At 38.4% G+C, this 18,848-nt stretch carries 20 protein-coding genes and 1 pseudogene; 17 read left to right on the forward strand and 4 right to left on the reverse strand.

Annotated features, from left to right (window positions below; translation table 11 throughout):
* Window positions 1–2: 2 nt before the first annotated feature.
* Both ACO1D1_RS27910 and ACO1D1_RS27915 read left to right on the forward strand, forming a co-directional pair.
* The gene (locus tag ACO1D1_RS27910) at window positions 3–1,916 is read left to right on the forward strand and encodes a tyrosine-type recombinase/integrase (protein ID WP_423336817.1); all 1,914 of its coding nucleotides are present in this window, start codon (window positions 3–5) and stop codon (window positions 1,914–1,916) included.
* A 1-nt stretch (window position 1,917) separates the two neighbouring features.
* Entirely contained in the window at window positions 1,918–2,283 is a 366-nt protein-coding gene (locus tag ACO1D1_RS27915) for a DUF6262 family protein (protein WP_000619629.1), read from the forward strand.
* A 156-nt stretch (window positions 2,284–2,439) separates the two neighbouring features.
* Here the strand turns inward: ACO1D1_RS27915 and ACO1D1_RS27920 are convergent, their stop codons facing one another.
* The 4 genes from ACO1D1_RS27920 to ACO1D1_RS27935 all read right to left on the reverse strand — a co-directional run bounded on the left by ACO1D1_RS27920 (window position 2,440) and on the right by ACO1D1_RS27935 (window position 4,982).
* Window positions 2,440–2,628, reverse strand: coding sequence for an NAD(P)H-dependent oxidoreductase (locus ACO1D1_RS27920; protein ID WP_423337731.1), 189 nt, complete (start codon window positions 2,626–2,628; stop codon window positions 2,440–2,442).
* A complete protein-coding gene (locus tag ACO1D1_RS27925; RefSeq protein ID WP_423336671.1) occupies window positions 2,604–2,981 on the reverse strand; it encodes an NAD(P)H-dependent oxidoreductase in 378 nt (125 codons plus the stop codon). Before ACO1D1_RS27925 ends, ACO1D1_RS27920 begins: the two co-directional genes overlap by 25 nt.
* Before the next feature lie 177 nt (window positions 2,982–3,158).
* The gene (fexA, locus tag ACO1D1_RS27930; RefSeq protein WP_423336670.1) at window positions 3,159–4,586 is read right to left on the reverse strand and encodes a chloramphenicol/florfenicol efflux MFS transporter FexA; all 1,428 of its coding nucleotides are present in this window, start codon (window positions 4,584–4,586) and stop codon (window positions 3,159–3,161) included.
* A 252-nt stretch (window positions 4,587–4,838) separates the two neighbouring features.
* The gene (locus ACO1D1_RS27935) at window positions 4,839–4,982 is read right to left on the reverse strand and encodes a hypothetical protein (RefSeq protein WP_368916152.1); all 144 of its coding nucleotides are present in this window, start codon (window positions 4,980–4,982) and stop codon (window positions 4,839–4,841) included.
* Window positions 4,983–5,416: 434 nt separating this feature from the next.
* On the opposite strand from ACO1D1_RS27935, the pseudogene ACO1D1_RS27940 reads away from it, so the two are divergent.
* The 15 genes and pseudogenes from ACO1D1_RS27940 to ACO1D1_RS28010 form a co-directional block, all read left to right on the forward strand.
* Window positions 5,417–5,557 (forward strand): annotated as a pseudogene (locus ACO1D1_RS27940) (JAB domain-containing protein); the annotation flags it as partial.
* A gap of 289 nt (window positions 5,558–5,846) precedes the next feature.
* Complete coding sequence (locus ACO1D1_RS27945) at window positions 5,847–6,290, forward strand: hypothetical protein (protein ID WP_042353599.1); 444 nt, start codon at window positions 5,847–5,849, stop codon at window positions 6,288–6,290.
* 25 nt (window positions 6,291–6,315) lie between these two features.
* Entirely contained in the window at window positions 6,316–7,341 is a 1,026-nt protein-coding gene (locus ACO1D1_RS27950) for a DNA primase (RefSeq protein WP_148347703.1), read from the forward strand.
* Between the two features lie 204 nt (window positions 7,342–7,545).
* Complete coding sequence (locus tag ACO1D1_RS27955; RefSeq protein ID WP_423337732.1) at window positions 7,546–7,668, forward strand: hypothetical protein; 123 nt, start codon at window positions 7,546–7,548, stop codon at window positions 7,666–7,668.
* 189 nt (window positions 7,669–7,857) lie between these two features.
* Window positions 7,858–8,256 (forward strand): hypothetical protein, encoded by a 399-nt coding sequence (locus ACO1D1_RS27960; RefSeq protein WP_042353598.1) that lies wholly within the window; start codon window positions 7,858–7,860, stop codon window positions 8,254–8,256.
* Between the two features lie 28 nt (window positions 8,257–8,284).
* A complete protein-coding gene (locus tag ACO1D1_RS27965; RefSeq protein ID WP_423337733.1) occupies window positions 8,285–9,163 on the forward strand; it encodes a hypothetical protein in 879 nt (292 codons plus the stop codon).
* Window positions 9,164–9,865: 702 nt separating this feature from the next.
* A complete protein-coding gene (locus ACO1D1_RS27970) occupies window positions 9,866–10,768 on the forward strand; it encodes a tyrosine-type recombinase/integrase (RefSeq protein WP_042353596.1) in 903 nt (300 codons plus the stop codon).
* Between the two features lie 297 nt (window positions 10,769–11,065).
* Window positions 11,066–13,483, forward strand: a complete 2,418-nt coding sequence (locus tag ACO1D1_RS27975) for a sacsin N-terminal ATP-binding-like domain-containing protein (RefSeq protein ID WP_423337734.1) — start codon at window positions 11,066–11,068, stop codon at window positions 13,481–13,483.
* 20 nt (window positions 13,484–13,503) lie between these two features.
* Window positions 13,504–14,469 (forward strand): TIR domain-containing protein, encoded by a 966-nt coding sequence (locus tag ACO1D1_RS27980; RefSeq protein ID WP_042353594.1) that lies wholly within the window; start codon window positions 13,504–13,506, stop codon window positions 14,467–14,469.
* 263 nt (window positions 14,470–14,732) lie between these two features.
* Complete coding sequence (locus tag ACO1D1_RS27985; RefSeq protein WP_423337735.1) at window positions 14,733–15,335, forward strand: DUF4258 domain-containing protein; 603 nt, start codon at window positions 14,733–14,735, stop codon at window positions 15,333–15,335.
* A 32-nt stretch (window positions 15,336–15,367) separates the two neighbouring features.
* Window positions 15,368–15,769 carry a hypothetical protein gene (locus tag ACO1D1_RS27990; protein ID WP_042353592.1) on the forward strand — a complete coding sequence of 134 codons (402 nt, stop codon included), beginning with the start codon at window positions 15,368–15,370 and terminating at the stop codon, window positions 15,767–15,769.
* Between the two features lie 112 nt (window positions 15,770–15,881).
* A complete protein-coding gene (locus ACO1D1_RS27995) occupies window positions 15,882–16,778 on the forward strand; it encodes a DUF6744 family protein (protein WP_042353591.1) in 897 nt (298 codons plus the stop codon).
* A gap of 38 nt (window positions 16,779–16,816) precedes the next feature.
* Entirely contained in the window at window positions 16,817–17,242 is a 426-nt protein-coding gene (locus tag ACO1D1_RS28000; protein ID WP_052404704.1) for an ArsC/Spx/MgsR family protein, read from the forward strand.
* A 25-nt stretch (window positions 17,243–17,267) separates the two neighbouring features.
* On the forward strand, window positions 17,268–17,582 hold the full coding sequence (locus ACO1D1_RS28005; RefSeq protein ID WP_042353590.1) for a hypothetical protein: 315 nt from the start codon (window positions 17,268–17,270) through the stop codon (window positions 17,580–17,582).
* A 74-nt stretch (window positions 17,583–17,656) separates the two neighbouring features.
* Window positions 17,657–18,778: an AAA family ATPase gene (locus ACO1D1_RS28010; RefSeq protein WP_042353589.1), complete on the forward strand. Its 1,122-nt coding sequence runs from the start codon at window positions 17,657–17,659 to the stop codon at window positions 18,776–18,778.
* Window positions 18,779–18,848: the final 70 nt, after the last annotated feature.

Consider the following 18,848-nt stretch of genomic DNA (forward strand, 5'->3'; position numbering starts at 1 on the left):
CAATGAAATTTCCAAGTGTAGCAACTAATCGAAAGCTTATCGCTAATACAGAGATTAATAAAAAAATAGCTAATATGACAAGTGTTTTAAAAGGTTATTGGGCAGCAGATAGATGGGATATAAGAATTTGTCCGCATCCTAGTGCAATTGAGTTAAGTAAGAGTCCGTCACTAAGAAATCGCTGGGTAAATTTCGATAAGGTGGAAAATGTCTGGTTGAAAACAGAATTAAAATATTTTTATTACCTTCACTTGAATAATGGAGCTTGGAATGCAAAATCCGTTTGGATTAGAAAGGGAACAGTGATAAGCCGGATGATGGGATTTTTAAATTTAAAATATCCTAATATTACATCGATAACCGAAGTGCCTATAAAAAAAGCTTTGACAGAATACCGGACCTACTTAACAGAACAAAAAGTAAAAACTACGACTACTAATTACAAACTTGATGTAAATCAGCAGAAAGTTACTGTACATGCGAATTCCTATTACGTTACTCATCTTAAGCAGTTTATGGAATTCTATGAGGACTTCTATTTTGATGGGGAAGAATGGGAAAAAGATGTTTGGAATCGAAGAAAATTATCATTACCGGAAGATAAGGTAAACCCAACATCCTACGAATATACGATCAACTTTAAGGGTTTTAAGAATAATTATTTTAAAGAAATAGTTAAGCGATATTGTAAACTAATGTTAAACACAGCTAGCTTTTCTCACGTAGTAGATATAGCTTCAAAATTAAAAGAGTTTTTTAATTTCATGAACAAAAATTGTGAAGGTATACAAAGGATTCATCAATTAACTAGAAATGAAATTGAGCAATATTTTAATTATATTAATTTAAAAGGTTTAAAACCCAGTACTGTAACTGGACGAATATCTACTTTAGACGTTTTTTTTACTACAATTCAAAGATATGACTGGAAGGATACACCTTCTAAGATCCTTATCTTTCAAGAAGATTACCCTAAAGTGCCGAAGGCACTACCACGTTATATTGATGAACATATACTTGAACAATTAAATGGGAAATTAGATAAATTGGAACCTTATATTGCTACAATGGTTATGGTACTTCAAGAATGCGGGATGCGTATCAGTGAACTTTGTACATTGAAAAAAGGGAGCGTCATAACCGATAAAGAAGGGGATTGCTTTTTAAAGTATTATCAGTGGAAAATGAAGAAAGAGCATATCATTCCTATTTCTAAAGAAATTGCTGCATTGATATTAGTTCAAGAGCAAAGGGTGGCTGATGAACTCGATGATGGATGTGTATATGTGTTTCCCCGAAAAGATTGCTCACCATTGAAACAAGATACCTTTAGGGTTAAATTAAATGAACTAGCTTATGAAGAAAAGATAACGGACAGCAACGGAGAAATTTTTCGTTTTCATGCTCATGCCTTTCGGCATACAGTTGGCACTAGAATGATAAATAACGGAGTGCCACAACATATTGTCCAGAAGTTCTTGGGTCACGAATCACCGGAAATGACGGCAAGATATGCACATATTTTTGATGAAACCCTAAAGAAGGAATTTACGAAATTTAAGGAAACCTTAGTAACGAATAACGGTAGCATTCTGGATTTAAGTGAGGAAAATACTGAAGCTGACAATACAGATCTTCAATGGTTTAAAAAGAATATCAATGCACAGGCACTTCCTAATGGCTATTGTCGGTTACCAGTAATTGCAGGACCATGTCCTCACGCAAATGCATGTTTAGATTGTACGAATTTCTGTACAAGTAAACAATTTCTTAATGAACATGAAGAGCACTTAGACCGAACTAAAGAAATACTAAATAGGGCTAAACAAAACCAATGGCAGCGTCAGGTTGAAACCAATGAACGTGTTAAAAATAGATTAGAACAGATTATTCATTCGTTAAAGGAGACGAATTAAAATGATTAGAAAAGGTAACACAACTGCCATAGTTCAGCTAGCTAAAGACAAGTCGGAGAAAACAAGAATTAGGGTTGAAAAGACAATTTCAGAGATGGCATTGAAAGAAGAGAAGATTAATTTTAATTCCGTTGCACAAAAAGCAAATGTTTCAAAGTCATGGCTTTACAAACAAAAAGATATTAGAACTAGAGTGGAGACATTAAGAGGTATGCAGATAAGTGAGTTAACCCCCCGTAAACCTAGTAAAAGCCCTCGTTCAGAGGACGTATTAATAAAAACCTTAAAAAGCCGTATAAAGGCGTTAGAAGAAGAGAATGAACGGTTAAAGGATCAAGTTCAAAAATTACATGGCAAGCTGTTTTAGCAGATTTGTGTTTCTTGGAATTTATTGGGTACTTTGAATTGGCTACCTAAAATGAAATCGCTAAAACCTTCAATAACTTCAATAGCCCATTTCCCTAAATGTGTTAAGGGGAAATGGGCTTTCTTCTAGTATTGTTGGCATGATCGCAGAAGTGTTTTATGCTCTTAAATAATACTTTTTAATATATTGCAAATACTCATTAGCACTTTTCTGTATCTCTTCGCTCTTCATATCCGAATTAGCACCGTAAAGTACAAACTCTGGTACATATTCAGCATGAATGAATGCACATAAAGATTTGAATGGTGTTAACATCTGGGTTAATGTATGTTTGTTTTTACCCATACTTGTAAATTCACCTTTTTTACGCCAGCTGATATAGCTAATCCTAATTTTCGATTATAAAATATTCTTTTACCCTTTGATCCGTAAGCCCATCCATATATAATCACTTCATCGATCCATTTTTTTAATAATGAAGGAGAACTATACCAATATAATGGAAATTGAAAAATAATATTATCATGATTTTCAACTAATTCCTGCTCTCTTTTTACATTTATAATAAAATCAGGATACTCTCTATAAAGATCATGAATGGTAATTTCGTTTGAATAGGACGCTGCTTTTTCTACCCAAACTTTATTGATTCGAGAATTTGGCATATCTGGGTGAGAAACGATCACCAATGTTTTCATTGTTTCATCCTTAACATACTCAACTTTCGCACCAATAAAACAGTGTACGAAAGTTGAGTTACTTAAAAGTATTCTATTCTAAGAAAGTCAAATTTGCGTGATTCCTAAGCTATTTATTTACAGCTTAAACTATAGAAGATGAACTAAACAATAACTAATCTTTACATAACTAAGTTATTACCCACGCTTTTTTAAACCTAATCCAGCTATTAAGGCAATGAGTATTGCCCCTGTAGCTGCAAGGAACGCATCTGAGTAGGACATAGCGTCCAATATATATAATGGATTTATCGGCTCAGTAGCATCACGTCGAGCGGATAATAATGCTCCAATCATACCTGCTCCAGTTCCTGCTCCAAGGTACAAAGCACCTTGGAAAATCCCCATTCCGACACCAACCTTGTCTGCATCGAGTGCACTTACTGCGGCGTTATTTGCGGGAGAATTCGTGAATGCAAAAGCAATCCCTACTCCGAGGACCCCCACGGAAACTAACAGAGGTGAAGCACCAGATGCATAGGTGGACAAGAATAAGGTAGACAGCCCCATCAGAGTCATCCCTGTAATTATCAGACGTTTATCCCCAAATCGATCAGAAAGACGGCCAACGAAGGGAGATAAGATTGCAACAGCCACACCACCTGGCAACAATATCATTCCAGCCTGTCCAGAAGAGAGTCCATTCACCTCAACGACTAGTAATGGGACGAACACAAGAACAGTGAAATAAGCAAACATCGAAAAAAATGCAATTATGACCGTATTGACATAATCCTTGTTATTGAACAGGACAGGTGGTACAAATGGATTTTCTGCGGTAACAATTCTCCAAATAAATCCCACCAAAGCTACAACAGAACCAATTAGGCTAGTTAACGATGAGAACGAAGAAAAACCAGAAGTTTCTCCTTGAGTGATGCCAAAAAGGAGTAATCCTACTGTGAGGCCGAGCAATAAACCACCAATGAAATCAAAGTTCTTATTGCTTCCTACGGATTCTGCCGGTTTAATTGTCGGTAACGCGTAGTAGGCACCAATAACAATCATAATGGCTAACAAAAATGTGAACCAAAACAAGGCATTCCACCCTAAATATTGACCAACTACTCCACCAAATATTGGACCAGCAGCAGTTCCAACACCAATACTTCCTGCGATAATTCCCAAAGCTCCCCCACGTTTTCCTTGTGGGAAAACCTTCGAAATTGCAATGACTGATAGAACTGGAATTGCGGACATCCCAGCACCCTGAACCATTCTTCCCAAAACCAACAATGGGAGGTTCGGGGCAATTGCACATAAAAGACTACCACTTGCCAGAATCATAATGGCAAAGATATATAGCTTTCGTAACTCAAAAAAGTCTGAGATTCGACCATAAATCGGAACTCCAATCGCAAGAACAAGTGCAATACCACTAACTATCCAACTCACTTGAGATTTCGAAGCTTCTAAATCTTTGCTTATTAGTGGAAGTACGGGATTGACTAAATCAACCGTAATCGCAGCTACAAGTACAGATAGGGAGAGTACCATCATTAAAAGCCTAGTAGAACCCCTTTTTTCAAATTGAATCATTTCTTTAGATTTACTATCATTTTTCATTTTATTTCCTCCTAAAATATATTGTGATTTTAGGAGGCTAAATCCACTGCTTTCACCATAAACCTCACCTCATATCTATTTATATTGTAAAACCAAATCAACGAACTCACCATATTTCTACAGCATGATTAAAGATTCGGTTCTCCAAACTAACTGAACTGATCAAACAAAAAAAGGCACCAGTTTAACAACCGGCGCCTAATCATTTGTATGCATTTTTACAAATGCAATAGATTCATAAATTTTTGCCCATTATATAAAAGGAGGCAAAAAGTTTTCCGGTAGTGTTTCCATTTTTTGTCTTTGTGAAAAAGGACATACTGATCCCGTTGTACCTAAATCCCCTGAAACTTTTACATGCTTTTTAAACTCGACATTAATGAAATCAATTCCCATTACTTTTTGCCTCCTTTCTGATATTGTGATAATAACACAATAATAATTGATGAAAAAGAAATAATCAACCCTACTTTTTTGAAAACCAATTTAAAGCTTCACTACTTTTACTTACATAATAAAGGCAGGTGCAGTATAAACTTTTTTAAATAGGTCTTCTTTAACGAGCAGGTAGCGTCAGTTAAAGTAGATAATTTAAGATCGAAATCATATTATAGATATTCCGAAATTGGGCGTGATTGTTGCAGGTCAGAAGCTTAATTCCTCGATAAAATAAAAAGGAATTAGTTTTTTTTGTTGTACATTCTTCTGACCGTAATCAATTGTCATCTAATAATTACATTGTATTTTTTTTTTGATTTACCACGTTAAAGATATGTACTTAAAGTAAAGACATTGATGTTAATGGATTTTTAATAATTTACTCTTGATAAAACACCAGTCCAAGCACGGAAGACGTTGAAGTCACGAAACGGCTTGTCGAAGCGGGAAAACTCATGGGAGTGGACTGTCTCGATCACATCATCATCGGTGATCACCGGTTCATTTCCTTAAAAGAAAAGGGGTACATGTAACCCTTGCTATCGTTTCTGACAAGGACATTCTGGTTCATTCGGAATGTCTTTTGCTTCATTCAAAATAACAAAAGGAGTTGGTAAGTATGGTCCTTTACTGGGTTGATGAAGACGCGGAACTTGTGGAAGGCAAGGGATGCAGCGGGCAGACGTTTTTGAATCACGCAAGATTCAATGCTCGGCATGAAAATTACATTTGTAAGGAAGACTTCAAGAAGTGGACATTCGATAACGGAATTGATTACAGAGTTCGTTCAGAAGATGAGTGTTTGCTAAGGGGGATAGGCTCATGGCTAAAAGGAAACCTCCCCGCAACCGGAAGATTGAGAAGAAACTGCAAGAGACGGTAGACTACATTATCGCGTGTTTGAAGAAGAAAGGGATCATTATTCAACGCTATGACAGTTACAGCACGAACAGTATCTACTTGAAACTTGATTACGGAGTCAGCAACAGTATTAGGATCAGCGATCATAAGGGAAAAAAACACCTGTCCTATCGCTATAACATCCTCTCGTGTTGCCCGTACCCGGTGTCAACTATGGATCATAAAGGGTTCGAGCGTTTCTATGTGCCAACCAACGAATGTGACGTATTGATTCAAAAGATTCATTTTGACCGCGCGACCAAAATGGATATGTACGGATGGGACAACTACTGTCTGTATATGGAAAGGAACCGGCAGGAAGGCGAAACCAAGAAAGGATTCTGGGGACTAGCAACACTTGTTTAAAAATATAAATGAAAGAGGTTTTGAAATGACAAAAATGACGGATTGGAAGCCTTCAGGCACAGCAAAAGAGCTACGTAAGCGATATGTGGCATTGTACAATTATGTCGCTTCCTTTTATCATCACCTACTATGCAACACGGTTGAAGGCGAACAGGCTCATCAATATCTGCTAGACCGGGGGTTCACGCGGGAGACGATTGATACCTTTCAGATAGGTTGGTCGTACCAAAGCGATGTGTTGCGAAAATTACTTCTTGCACATGCCTATGACCTTGATGAGTGTGAAATATTCGGTTTATTGAAACCTGACAGGCGGCGGAACGGGATGCGTACTGGCCTGTTTCATAATCGAATCACCATTCCTATACGAAACTTGCAGGGAGACATCATCGCGTTTTCCGGCCGGGTCCTTCCGGGCGATACCTACCCAGCGAAATATATGAACACGCCGGATACACCGTTTTTCGTGAAAGGCAAGCATCTCTACAATTTGAATAAATCGGTGGCTTCCATCAAAGGAAAGGAGTTCGCGATCCTATTCGAGGGATATTTCGATACGATGGCTGCAATGCAGCATGGCTTGGAGAACGTCGTGTCGGTCATGGGTACTTCTTTGACGGAGGACCAGATTGAAAGCCTTCAAGAGTGGACAGACCGAGTTGTCGTGTGCTACGACGGCGACAGTGCCGGCATGGAGTCCGCTAAACGGATTGGGGAAACCCTGATAAAGAAAGGGATGGATTTGCGATTCGCGGTTTTGCCTAGGGGCGTCGATCCACATGACTACATCACAAAACACAAGATTGAGAAGTTTCGAAAAGAAATCGTTGCAAAAGCTGTTTCGTTTTCCGCATTCAGCAAGGAACAGGCAAAGCGATCGACTGACTTTTCATCGGAACCTGATAAGATGCGATATGCAAATAAGACGCTTGGAGATATGACAAAGACGGCTTCTGCAAAGGAAAGTGAAATGCTGCTTCGTGAATTGGGTGCTGAACTAGGAATTTCAACGGAAATAGTTCGTGAGTTATTCAATCGTAACTATAAATAAATGGTAGGAATGATTGAGAAGACAGTTTTGAAAAAGGTAGCAACGACAGGGAAATGACTGATTTCTTGATGCAACGAGGATGGTTGAACGTAAATGCGGAAGAACAGGTAAAAAAACAGGGTCCGAGGGATTTGACTGATTTTTGCGTAAAATACAATCCATCTTTTCGAATCGGGCGGCTTTGCCCATTTATTAAAAAGAGGAGTGTACTATTGTAAAATCACAAAATCTAACAGTTTGGAACAAAGAGAAACGATCGTCATTGGTCTCGGGAACGGTAAATATCTGCCCGTTTGCAACATGCACGGTGCGGATAAATCGAAGTGAAATTTCACGGTAAGCATCGGAACGTGGGTGCTGGAATTGCAGGACAACGATTTCCGGAATTCATGGATTTTATGTTTGGAAGTAAATTCTATTGATTAGTTGTTTAAAAAAAGATTGGATGCAGCGGTGATAGCCATTGCTCCGGTCTTTTTCTTTTTGAAATTTTCCCAGAAAAGGAGATTGGTTTACATGAGTTCAAAGAAAGAGTTTTTCCTATTGGTTGACGCAGAAAAAGACACGGAAGGTAAACGATTTTTGGAAATCAATACAAAAGTCGTTTCATTTGCAAGTGGCGGAATTAAAGAAAAATTAACGTTTTTCTGTAAATCAATTGATTGCAGCACAATCGACATCTTGGCGTATAATCCCACGATTGATCTCATTTTGGATGACGAAGGATTGTTTGTTAGTGGTAATCCCGTATTCGAATTCCCAAATGGTTTGCAAGTTGTTGGTTCTTTTTTGGTCGGCAGGCAAGTGATGACGGAGGAGGGAATCGAAACGGTCGGATTCCCAAGTAGAGAAGCCCTCTTGGAGCAAATTCAAAAGGATAAATTCTCCTATAAAGTGATCGGAATAACCCGATAAGATGCGACAGGAGACGGAGGGAATTGAATTGAAATCTATCATTAGTTACCAGGATCGTGGTAAGTGGGGGAAAGCTTCCTATAGGGGGAATTGTTCAGGACATGTCATTAAGGATTTGTTGCAACAGTTCTTCCCTCGTTCGGCCCCGAAGCGCTTTGTCGAAGTTTTTTCGGGTGGAGGAACAGGACAGGATGTCGTAAGAGAATTAGGTATCACCAACAGTGTTCATTTGGATTTGAATATTGGATGGAATGCTTTGAAAGATGAGATTCCATACGGTTCGGATTTTGTGTTTTCACACCCACCATATTGGGATATCGTGCGATATGAATTTCAAAGGAAATCTTATGACCCGGACGATCTTTCGAATGTCATGAGTTATGAGGAATTTATTGAGAAATTGGACAAGGTGAATGCCAAAATCTATCAATCCTTGCTGAACGGAGGGTATCATGCTTTCTTAGTGGGGGATGTTCGGCGGAAAGGACGGTATTATTCCATCATTAAGGATATGGCCTGGTTCGGTAATTTGGAGTCGCATATCATCAAGATGCAACATAATTGCCTGTCTGATAACAAGGAGTATGCGAATAACAGTTTCATCCCTATCGTGCATGAACATCTTCTTGTATTCAAAAAGGACCACGTCTGGATGGTACAACTCAAAAGTACGACGACAAAGACATTTGATTTGCGGCAGTTCAATAACATTACATGGCGTGACTTGGTTCAAGGGGCTATGGAATGGTTGGGTGGTAAGGCAAAATTGGAACAGATATATGAATTGATTGGAGGAAGCAAGAAAGCCAGAAAAAATAAACATTGGAGAGAGAAAATCCGCCAGACGCTTCAAATGCACGATAATTTTGTGCCTATCGAGCGTGGGCTTTGGAGGCTTCAATATTAAAACTACTTATCAAATAGTTTCTTGTGAATAGGGAGAGGTTATCATGAAAAATTAAAACGGAAACGGTTTTTGAAATTTTGGATGAGGATTTCACATCAAGATTGTAAATGTGAGGGCAACGATGAAGTCCTTAAAGGTGAATAGGATATAATATGCAGACACGTCATTCTTTTAAGTGGCGTGTTTTTTTGTTGTTCAGTATTTTTGACGGACAGGGAGTGTCCTTTTCAAATAGCAGGAACATACTTTTTTATTTTATTCATCTTCCTTCTGCGGCATTGACAGAAGAAGTTCCTTCACAGGATCAGGAGTGAACAGACCGCCATCCAAGTGAACGCCTCGCCTGTTCAGGTTTCCGACTATCTTTTGTAAATTCCCCCGCAACGCATTTTCGAATACGACATACTGTGCAAATGTTTTAGGTTAGTAATGTTCAATTAGATTGATATAGTCCTTCAATTTGTCTCTGTCTTTCTCTGCCTGTGCAGGTGTCCTGAAAGTCCTGATCGTCATACCCCTTCCTTTATTTATTATCCAATTCAAATAGTCCTGTAATTAAACTTCATAAGCAAACAAAACCAGTTTTGAATAAGGGGTTTTTTACTTAAAAATAGGTTACGATATTGCCACGTTATCGTAACCAATATGATAGAATAGAGAGTAAAAGCGTAAGCGGTAAATATTTCGCAAAGGGGTGGCGAAATGGAGCATAATGGAAATGTTGTGTATGCAAAAGATTTTGAGAATCGGAAGCGCTATGCCGAACAAGAAAAGAAAATTTCTGAAATTGAAAATCATATCCCGGATGGATACCAAAGTGACATCCGTATGTTTCAGAAATATTGTGAAGCAACGCAGCAGGAGGAATCCAGTCAATCCTTTCTTGATTACTTATTTGTTTCTGTCACCGAGGAAGGTGTGAAGAAGAACACTTGGGAAAAGCGTGTGGTCGCCTTGCGGAAATACTTCAACATTGAGCATGGCATCCAGTTCGATGAAGCCGTCCAATCTCGAATCGCCAATACCCGGAAACTGTACCGGGAGGAAGGGCGCGAACGTCTGGTGCGGGAAACCGGGAAGACGCCGGTCGATATAGAAGAATTGCTACACATCATAGATCAGCTCGATGCGAGAGCAAGGGCGATCTGCTTGGTGAATCTTGATACGGCAAACCGGCCAAATGAAATGGTGAGTCTTCGGGTGGAAGATTTTTATTTGGAAGGCCGATATGTGAGTGTTCATTTGCGAAAACAAGATAAGTGGCACAATAAACGTATGCAGCCAGAAACGGTGCAGGCAATCCAGTCGTATATCAAAGAATATGGATTACGGCCTAATGATTATTTTGTAGGGAGCCGGAGGAAGGACGGAAAGTTTGACGGTGTAAAAATATCCGAAACCGCTTATAGGAAGCAGTTAAAAAAATGGACAGGCTACACCCCTTATAATTTTCGGAAAACGATGGTTGCCTTCATGCACTCATCGGGGGCTGATCTGTCAACCATTGCCAAGCAAACAGGACACCAGTCGCTTGAAACGTTGGATAAGCATTACCTAACTGTGGCGGATTCTACGGTAGATAAATTTATGCGGTATAAAAAGTGATTATTAGAAAGGGATTCGGTAAAAATGATTTCTTAACCTATATATAATAGAAGTAACTCGAAATAAGTAGGTAGAAGGAATGGGTTGTCACATGGCAATAGAATTTTGACGATTATAGGAAATCATAGGTAGAAAAATAATCAAACCTTAATCAAAAACTACATCAGAGCTTTCTCTAAAAAAAGCCGCAAAAAGTGGTATTATTTGAACACTTGAAACAATTAAAATCAGCCTCCATGCAAATGGCATTTATTATACTTCGGTTCAAATAAATTCACATAGAAGGAAGGTCATGTTTTGACAAAAGATAAATATTTCGAAATTGCATTAAATACAAGCACAAGTAAAATATTCAATGAATTAAAAAATATAAAAGAATCTTCAGAGGCAAAGAAAAATGAAATTCGGCGCAGGTGGATATGGGAATTAATTCAAAACGCTTCTGATTGTACGCCTAGAGACAGTTCGATTAACATATCTTTAGAAATTGCGGATGATAGAATTTGCTTCAGTCATGATGGAACACCTTTTTCATATGACAATTTATTTTCGTTAATAACTCAGTGTTCTGAAAAACAACTATCTGAAGAAAAATTAACAGGAAAATTTGGTACAGGATTTATTTCAACTTTCTTATTGTCAGAGATTGTTGATATTGAAGGGACTTTTATTCGTGAAAATGGCACATGGGCTGATATGAGTTTTACCATTGATCGTACTAATGGAGAATATCTTGAAATTAGAAGTAAGACAGAAGAAATGTTAAGAAAGTTGGAAACATTAAACTGTAGTACTGATGGGGCTATGGAGAAAATAAATAAAACAAAATTCATTTACAATCTTAACGGAACTCATGAATCAGTAGCAGCAGTGAAACAGGGGGTAGAAGATCTAATAGCAACAATACCCTATCTTTTAGCATTTAATCAAAATATAAATTCAATAACTTATAATGGTGATATTTATGAAAGAGAAACTACCAATTCTATACCTACTCCGTTGGATAGAAATATTTTCTCTATAAAAACTAGCAATGTGGATAACGATACTCTGAAGTATATATTCTTTTTAAAACGGAACAACGTAACAATCGCTTGCCCTGTAACATATGATTTCGATAATAAGTTATTATCGTTTCTTAATATTCCCGAAAATATGCCAAAGTTATTTTGTAACTTCCCGTTAATAGGAAGCGAGGAATACTCATTTCCTATCATTGTGAATTCTGACCTTTTTGATGTTGAAATAGATCGTAACGCTATAAGGGATGGTAATGCAGAGAATAAAAAGATAATTGAAGAGGCTGTTTCTTTATATAAAATATTAATAGATTTTTGTACTGATAATGTAATTACTAGAAATGAATTCAACATATGTTTATTAAAAAATTGCCAATATTCCGGTCTTCAAAAATATTGCTATGATGAAATTAAAGGGTATATAGAGAAAAAGCCACTTATACCGATTAGCAACCCTTCTTACGGTTACGAAAGAAAGTCTTATTTAGACGATTCTGGACGCATTCAAATTTATCTACCAAAAGCAAAAAAGGAATACAATGACATTTTATTTTGGGAATTATTCACTGATGGTGGATACGTTAGTATACCTACAAGAGAAACCTTCTTTGGTTGGAGAAAGATTTTTGGTGGTAACTTCTATTTAAAACAGTTTAATTCGATGTTCGAGGAAATGAATATTACTGAATTTAATGGTTATTTCAATGACGAATTCAGAACATGTGAATGGTTAAATAAATTTTATTCGTTATGGGTTGATGATGAAGGTATGGAACAGGTAATTAAATCTGCATTTGTTCCCACGCAAGATAAAAATTTTCATATTATTAATAATGTCTTTTACGATTCAAATATCAACGACGAATTAAAAGGAATTTTATTTGAGTTAGATTCCACCTATAAAAAGAAACTGTTGGACCATAATATTACCGCATTTAATTCTTATTATCAAAAAAGCCCCTTGAAGCTAAAAGATACTAGGTCCTGTGCTGGGATAATCGAAATTAAAGTGACTGCTATTCTTTCAGAAGAGACCGTTAATCAAGCAGAGAGAAAAAATGAAGTACAAGCCACTTTTAATAAACTGACCGACTTTTTTTTACAGGAACCTGAATTATCGGAAGAACTCTTCCCTAAGATTCTATCAAAAAGAATGCTGTTATCTTCACCCGAAGAAACTTTACGAAGAATGAAAATTGCCGAAAAGGTTGAACGAAATGGAATAGATATGGAAGGTTTAGATGAACTCTTAAACAACCAGCAACAAATCAAAAACATTTTAGCAAACCCTCAATTAAATACAGAACAAATAAGGGAATTATTAAAGCATGTTGTAACTTCAACACCAGAAATGCGAAAGCATTTCGAGGCCATATTGGCAAGAAGCGTTTTGAATGTCTATAATTATTTGAAAAGTTTACCACAATATAGCCTTCCAACAACTTTGGAAGAATGGCAAGCTAACCAATATACAGAAACGATATTCCCTATTAAAAAAGATGGAAAGGAACTCACAATTGTCATTCGTCCAACTGATGGAGACCAAATTATTTTTTATGGTGACGGAGAATTAGAAGTTCTTGATAGTTTGGAGTATGAGTTGTGGACAGATAACGGTACCGAGCAAAAGAGTATAACATTGGGTGATCTTCTCAAAACAACCGGTATCACAAAGATTCCTCTTAGAAAATTATAAAAGTCAGAGGTGCAACAATATTGAGAACAAAAGATGAAATTATACAAGCTATAAGAAATAGCGACAGAAATAACAAAATATATATACACCCGACTTTGACTCCTGAAAAAGCAGCTAAATATATTTCTGCTTTTTCAAATGGAAGCGGGGGGGATATTATTTTGGGTATACATGATGATGGGCGAACGCTGAGAGTTAAAAATTATTCAGTCCCCTTCCAAGTAGAAAATGCACGAAAACTTTTAAATGTTAATGTAAACTGTATATTTGAGCCTTTCCAATTTGAAGGCAAAAAACTTAGTTTTATTTCCATTGACAAATCAATAGATTTAGTCAAAGTTAATGATATTCCTTATATAATTAACACGGATGGAGATTTGCTAGAAATGAAAACAAAAACCGTATTCCTTTCTTATTGTCATGCTGATGCAGACCTTGCAAATATTGTTGAGAAAAGTTTAAATAAACATGTTGATATTAGCGTAAGTAGAGACATAAACATAACTCAATACAGAGATGATTTGGATGAATTCATGAAAACAATTAGAAATCATGATTTTGTTGTTTCGATTGTTAGTAGGAAATATTTGGAATCTTTAAACTGTATGTATGAAATTACTGAGTTGATGAAAGACCCTAATTTTAATGAAAAGTTATTATTCATTATCGTTAACAAAGATGATGCTAAATTTTATAAGGAACAGAATATATATGATAATTTTGAAGCGGGTATTTATGATTTTAATAAGCGTTTATCATACATCACGTACTGGAACAATAAAGGGAAAGAAATGGAGAGGAGCCTTAAAAGTGCAGACCTCCCTTCCGAAATGATTGCAGAATTTGCACTTGAAAAAAGAAAATTGGTATCTATAATCCCCTCAACAAGTAGCTTTATGAGCTTATTGCAAAATAAAATTGGCAGGGCATTTAAAGATATTAAAAAAAATGGCTTTAAAGAAATTTTAGATGTGATTAGAGATTGATTGTCGTGGATATACCTTACTGGTGGTATTTTCTGCTTTCGGATAAGAACGAAAAATCACTCGGTTAGTCTTGTAATTAACTATCGGATTTGTTACACTTAACGTATAACATTTGCTCTGTATGCTACACACTTAGTAGAAGTCGTCACACCTTTTTAAAGGAGATTCGGCACAAATTTTTTTCCTTTGTATTTTTCTCTTTATGGAGAAATGTCAGGCAGACTCCTATGGGGCAGGAATTGCATCGTGCAAACTATATACGTTTGATATTTTCGCGTCTTGGCGCGTTAATATATGAAAAGTCGATTGTTTCCTTCGGGAAGGATCGGCTTTTTTGTGTTTCAAAAATTCATGAAAGGAGGATTAGCCCTCTGTATGCAGTCTATACAGAGGGGCTATCCTTCTGTGTGGCATATACGGCGAAAAAAATGACAATCGAATGCAGTGATCAATATGAATGCAAGCGAAAGCGTGAACGATGGGAGGAATTACAAAAGCGGTTCTGTCCTCTCGGTCAGAAGGAATTGGATCGGTTTCTTGAAAAAGCCGAAAAAGGAAAAACGAAAGTCGTATTCGACAAGCACTTTCAAAAAAGAAGTCTGGAGCGTTCGATTTCGGAAGTCGATGTGAAAGAAATTATTTCCTACGGATGGGTGGTAGAACGGAACAAAACAACAAAGTCAACCTCCGTTGTGCTGCTTGGCTATGTCGGTCGAAATTTCCGTCCCCTCCATATTGTTTTTGATATGGTAAGCGATGATCTTTGGGTAGCTGTCACAGCATACAATCCAAACTCACACGCATGGAAATGGAACGATCGTTTTGAAAAGCGTGTCTGCTTCTGCAATCCTGATGATGCGGAATGATGGAAAGAAAAACACAAAAGGAGAAGGTTTTTATGACTGAAAAATATTTGGTGGCGCAGTTGGACGAACGAGAAAAAACAATCACGAAACTTAAAGCGAGCCTGAACGATCTTTCGGTTGATGAATTGGTAAAACGGTCCATCGACGAGATGCAGGGAACTATCCCTACATTGGTGTGTTCCTATTGCGATGAGAAAACGGTTGTCACCCGTAAAAAGCCGAAACAATACACCGAGATGATAAATGGAAAGGAACAGATAATCGAGATTGTCAACTATCCGCTGAATGTCTGCAAGAGTTGCAATGCGGAATATGACGACATGGACGTTTCCATCTATTTGAAGGAACTTGTCCGGTTCGAGATTTTGAAATCCCTTCGCACAGGGCAGCCTCTTCCGAAAGATCTCGACTTTGAGGGCCTACTAAAGATGTGACGCTTTCTATTGAAAGATAAATAGGTTTGGTATCAAAATGTGTTTCAACGGCTTAACACTGTTTGGATACTTTTTTTGTTTTTAAAAATATCAATTGAAAGGATGGAATGGTATGTCACTCGATCTAGAAAACGTGACTGCGGTTCAAAACATTGGAGAGGAAGAAATTCTTGGTCATCTGATGTGGTTCTCCGTCGGCAAGCAGCTCGTCAAACGGGGGGATTTGCTGACTACACTCACACAAGCCGGCCTAGAGGAGAGTTGGATGCCCAACCCGATACGTCCTAGTGATGCGTTCAGACGGGCAACCAAAGAGATTGAAGCAAAAAAGTCTACTGCGACAGCTAATGTATTTGAAAATTACCTGATTCGGGAGGTGTTTGCCGATAAGGAACAGATACAACGGAACATCGTCGTGGAGACAGTGGACCAGACAGGGAAACGTCTGAATTACGACAGTCAAGCGGGCATCATCACCCTGAACAAGAAGGACGATTCGCTGATATTCGTCACGTCAAACGACCTGGCAAAGGAATTGTGCGAGGAAGCCGAAAAGAGATTCAAGGTGTACAAGGACTATTATTCCGCCCAACAGTTGCGCGTCATGGTCGGAAAAATTCTTCAATCACTTGCCCCGACGCCTGTGCGTCCAAATGGCGGTGTGTATTTCATCCCCGATTCCCATACGGAAGGGTTAAACAAATTGGTACGGTTCACGTCCGCCCTTGAAAACAGTGAAGGGTTCAAAGTGCCAATCGTCAACACCTATGATAATCAGCAGATGGTGAACAAGAAGCTAAGCGAGCACTTGGAGAACATTCTACTTGAATGCCGATCCAGTGAACACCTACGGAAGTCCCAAGTAAAAGAATTGGTAATTCAGGCAAATGCCGTCATAAAGGATTATCGCAACTATAAAAACATTGTTCAGAACGAGGCCGATCATTTCGGGGAAAGAATTCTCTTAATTAAATCGGAAGTGACGAAGCTGATCGAAAACATAGAATGATTCCTTTTTAAAAATCCCTTATGAAGGAGTTGAATGAAATGGAAACGAGAATGTACTACTTGGAGATCACCCCGTATGTACGGAGGGTCCAAAAGTATCTAAGAACCAATGGGATTGCCTGTAAGGAACACTACCTTCCGGGAAAGCCCCTCACTTTGGAGCAACTTCAAGTAATTCTGCGGTATACGACGAGGGGAGTGGATGAGATTCTTGCGACACGTTCAAAGGCGTACCGGGAACTGAAAGATCAGGGTTTGGAGTTCGATGAGCTGACGATCAGCGGCTTGCTTGAACTGTTCAGGCAACACCCGACCGTATTGCGGACCCCGATCCTTGTCGGGAAGCATACAACCATCGTCGGCTACAACGAGGATGAAATGTCGGTGCTGAAGTCAAAAACGCGGAAACAGGAAGCTTATCGGAGCCTGCTGCAAGGTTGTGTTCCGCGTGGATTAGTAAGTTGAAAATAAAACATGAAGGATGGGTAGTATGTCAAACGGACCTCAATTTCACCAGACGTTACGAGGAAGAAAATTCTACGAAGGAGACTTTCCGAAGTTTGTTTCAAGTCTAGATGCATTGGTGGAAGAAACAAGACGGGCGAATGATCTGAAAGAACGCGAATTAGAACTGATGAAAAAATATATCGAACTCAAACAGACCTCCGAACTGGTTGCGATGACGAGAATTATGTTCGCGGTGGAAAAAGTGTCAATGATCCAGGACGAACTCTTTGGGTATTCAAAGAAGCAATCCTTGGCATTGCAAGATTTGGCCGAACTAAAAAGAAATAAAGGGATTTGACTAAAAAGGAAGTGTTCTTGCGCAACGCTTCCTTTTACTTTTTAAAAATATAATTGAAATGAGGATTATTAAAAATGACAAACAATTTCTCAAAATTGATGGATATAAAAAATGCACTCAACGCGAAATACTTCGAAAGGGAAAAGGAGATCGAAGCCATTCTGGTTGCCCTTCTTTCAAAGCAACACATGCTGATGATTGGTTCGCCCGGTACGGCAAAGTCGGCATTGTCCGCTGACTTGGCGAAAATCATACAGGGAATGGGCTATTTTCAGTGGCTGCTTACCCGGTTCAGCACACCCGAGGAATTGTTCGGTGCATTGAGCCTGAAAGATTTGGAGAATGGAGTATACAAGCGGAACACCGCTAACAAGATGCCAGAAGCGCATATTGCATTCCTTGATGAAATCTTCAAATCAAACAGCGCCATTCTGAACAGCTTGCTGACTCTGATAAATGAACGGGTCTTTTATAACAACGGTCACCCGGTCAAAGTGCCGCTGATGTCCGTGATTGGCTCTAGCAATGAATATCCTGAAGAAGGCGAGGGCTTGGAGGCGTTGTTCGACCGGTTCCTACTTCGTTTTGAAGTGGACTATATCGGGGATGACAACAATTTCATATCCATGATGAAAGGGCAGGGACAACACCAATCGTTGCCAGCCTTTACTATGGCGGAATTGGTTGATCTTCAATTCTTCACGGAAATGGTGAGTGTACAGGATGAAGTTTATGAGAAATTGGCGGAAATCCGATACCATCTGAAAGATGAAGGCATCCGTCCTTCCGATAGAAGGTTCAAACAATCGTTGGCCATCCTAAAGGCGAAGGCGTTGATTGCGCAAAGGCAGCACGTCATTGTTGACGACATCGTGTTTCTTGAAAACGCGCTTTGGGAGTCGCCGGATCAGAAAGAATTGACATCCAAAATCGTCCGCGCGCTTGCACAAGATACCGTGCTGCGGGCGATTGAAAATGCCAATCAGGAGGCGAAGGAAATTTTGGTGAACCTGAAACAGGCACCTTCTACCGAGTCAAGTCTAGAAGCTGTGAAGAAAGTCAAAGTGTTGTTAAGCGAACTTTCAAACTTAAAAGGGAAGAATCCTAGCCGGGATGTGCAGATTCAGGAAGCCATAAACCGTGTTACGGTTATCCATAAGGAAATAGCCGGTAGTGTTCTTGATCCGATTAACTAATTTTACCGTAAATGTGAGAGGGGATTCCCCTCTTTTTTTCTATATGCCAGATTAATAAAATGGGGAGTGA

The organism is Neobacillus sp. 19, from assembly GCF_049463095.1.
Taxonomy (GTDB): Bacteria; Bacillota; Bacilli; order Bacillales; family Cytobacillaceae; genus Neobacillus.

Excerpts from the sequence above, each read along its gene's own strand:
- ACO1D1_RS27910 (WP_423336817.1), top strand. The coding sequence starts at position 3 with ATGAAATTTCCAAGTGTAGCAACTAATCGAAAGCTTATCGCTAATACA.
- ACO1D1_RS27915 (WP_000619629.1), top strand. The coding sequence starts at position 1,918 with ATGATTAGAAAAGGTAACACAACTGCCATAGTTCAGCTAGCTAAAGAC.
- ACO1D1_RS27920 (WP_423337731.1), bottom strand. The coding sequence starts at position 2,628 with ATGGGTAAAAACAAACATACATTAACCCAGATGTTAACACCATTCAAA.
- ACO1D1_RS27925 (WP_423336671.1), bottom strand. The coding sequence starts at position 2,981 with ATGAAAACATTGGTGATCGTTTCTCACCCAGATATGCCAAATTCTCGA.
- fexA (WP_423336670.1), bottom strand. The coding sequence starts at position 4,586 with ATGAAAAATGATAGTAAATCTAAAGAAATGATTCAATTTGAAAAAAGG.
- ACO1D1_RS27935 (WP_368916152.1), bottom strand. The coding sequence starts at position 4,982 with ATGGGAATTGATTTCATTAATGTCGAGTTTAAAAAGCATGTAAAAGTT.
- ACO1D1_RS27945 (WP_042353599.1), top strand. The coding sequence starts at position 5,847 with ATGGCTAAAAGGAAACCTCCCCGCAACCGGAAGATTGAGAAGAAACTG.
- ACO1D1_RS27950 (WP_148347703.1), top strand. The coding sequence starts at position 6,316 with ATGACAAAAATGACGGATTGGAAGCCTTCAGGCACAGCAAAAGAGCTA.
- ACO1D1_RS27960 (WP_042353598.1), top strand. The coding sequence starts at position 7,858 with ATGAGTTCAAAGAAAGAGTTTTTCCTATTGGTTGACGCAGAAAAAGAC.
- ACO1D1_RS27970 (WP_042353596.1), top strand. The coding sequence starts at position 9,866 with ATGGAGCATAATGGAAATGTTGTGTATGCAAAAGATTTTGAGAATCGG.
- ACO1D1_RS27990 (WP_042353592.1), top strand. The coding sequence starts at position 15,368 with ATGACTGAAAAATATTTGGTGGCGCAGTTGGACGAACGAGAAAAAACA.
- ACO1D1_RS27995 (WP_042353591.1), top strand. The coding sequence starts at position 15,882 with ATGTCACTCGATCTAGAAAACGTGACTGCGGTTCAAAACATTGGAGAG.
- ACO1D1_RS28000 (WP_052404704.1), top strand. The coding sequence starts at position 16,817 with ATGGAAACGAGAATGTACTACTTGGAGATCACCCCGTATGTACGGAGG.
- ACO1D1_RS28005 (WP_042353590.1), top strand. The coding sequence starts at position 17,268 with ATGTCAAACGGACCTCAATTTCACCAGACGTTACGAGGAAGAAAATTC.
- ACO1D1_RS28010 (WP_042353589.1), top strand. The coding sequence starts at position 17,657 with ATGACAAACAATTTCTCAAAATTGATGGATATAAAAAATGCACTCAAC.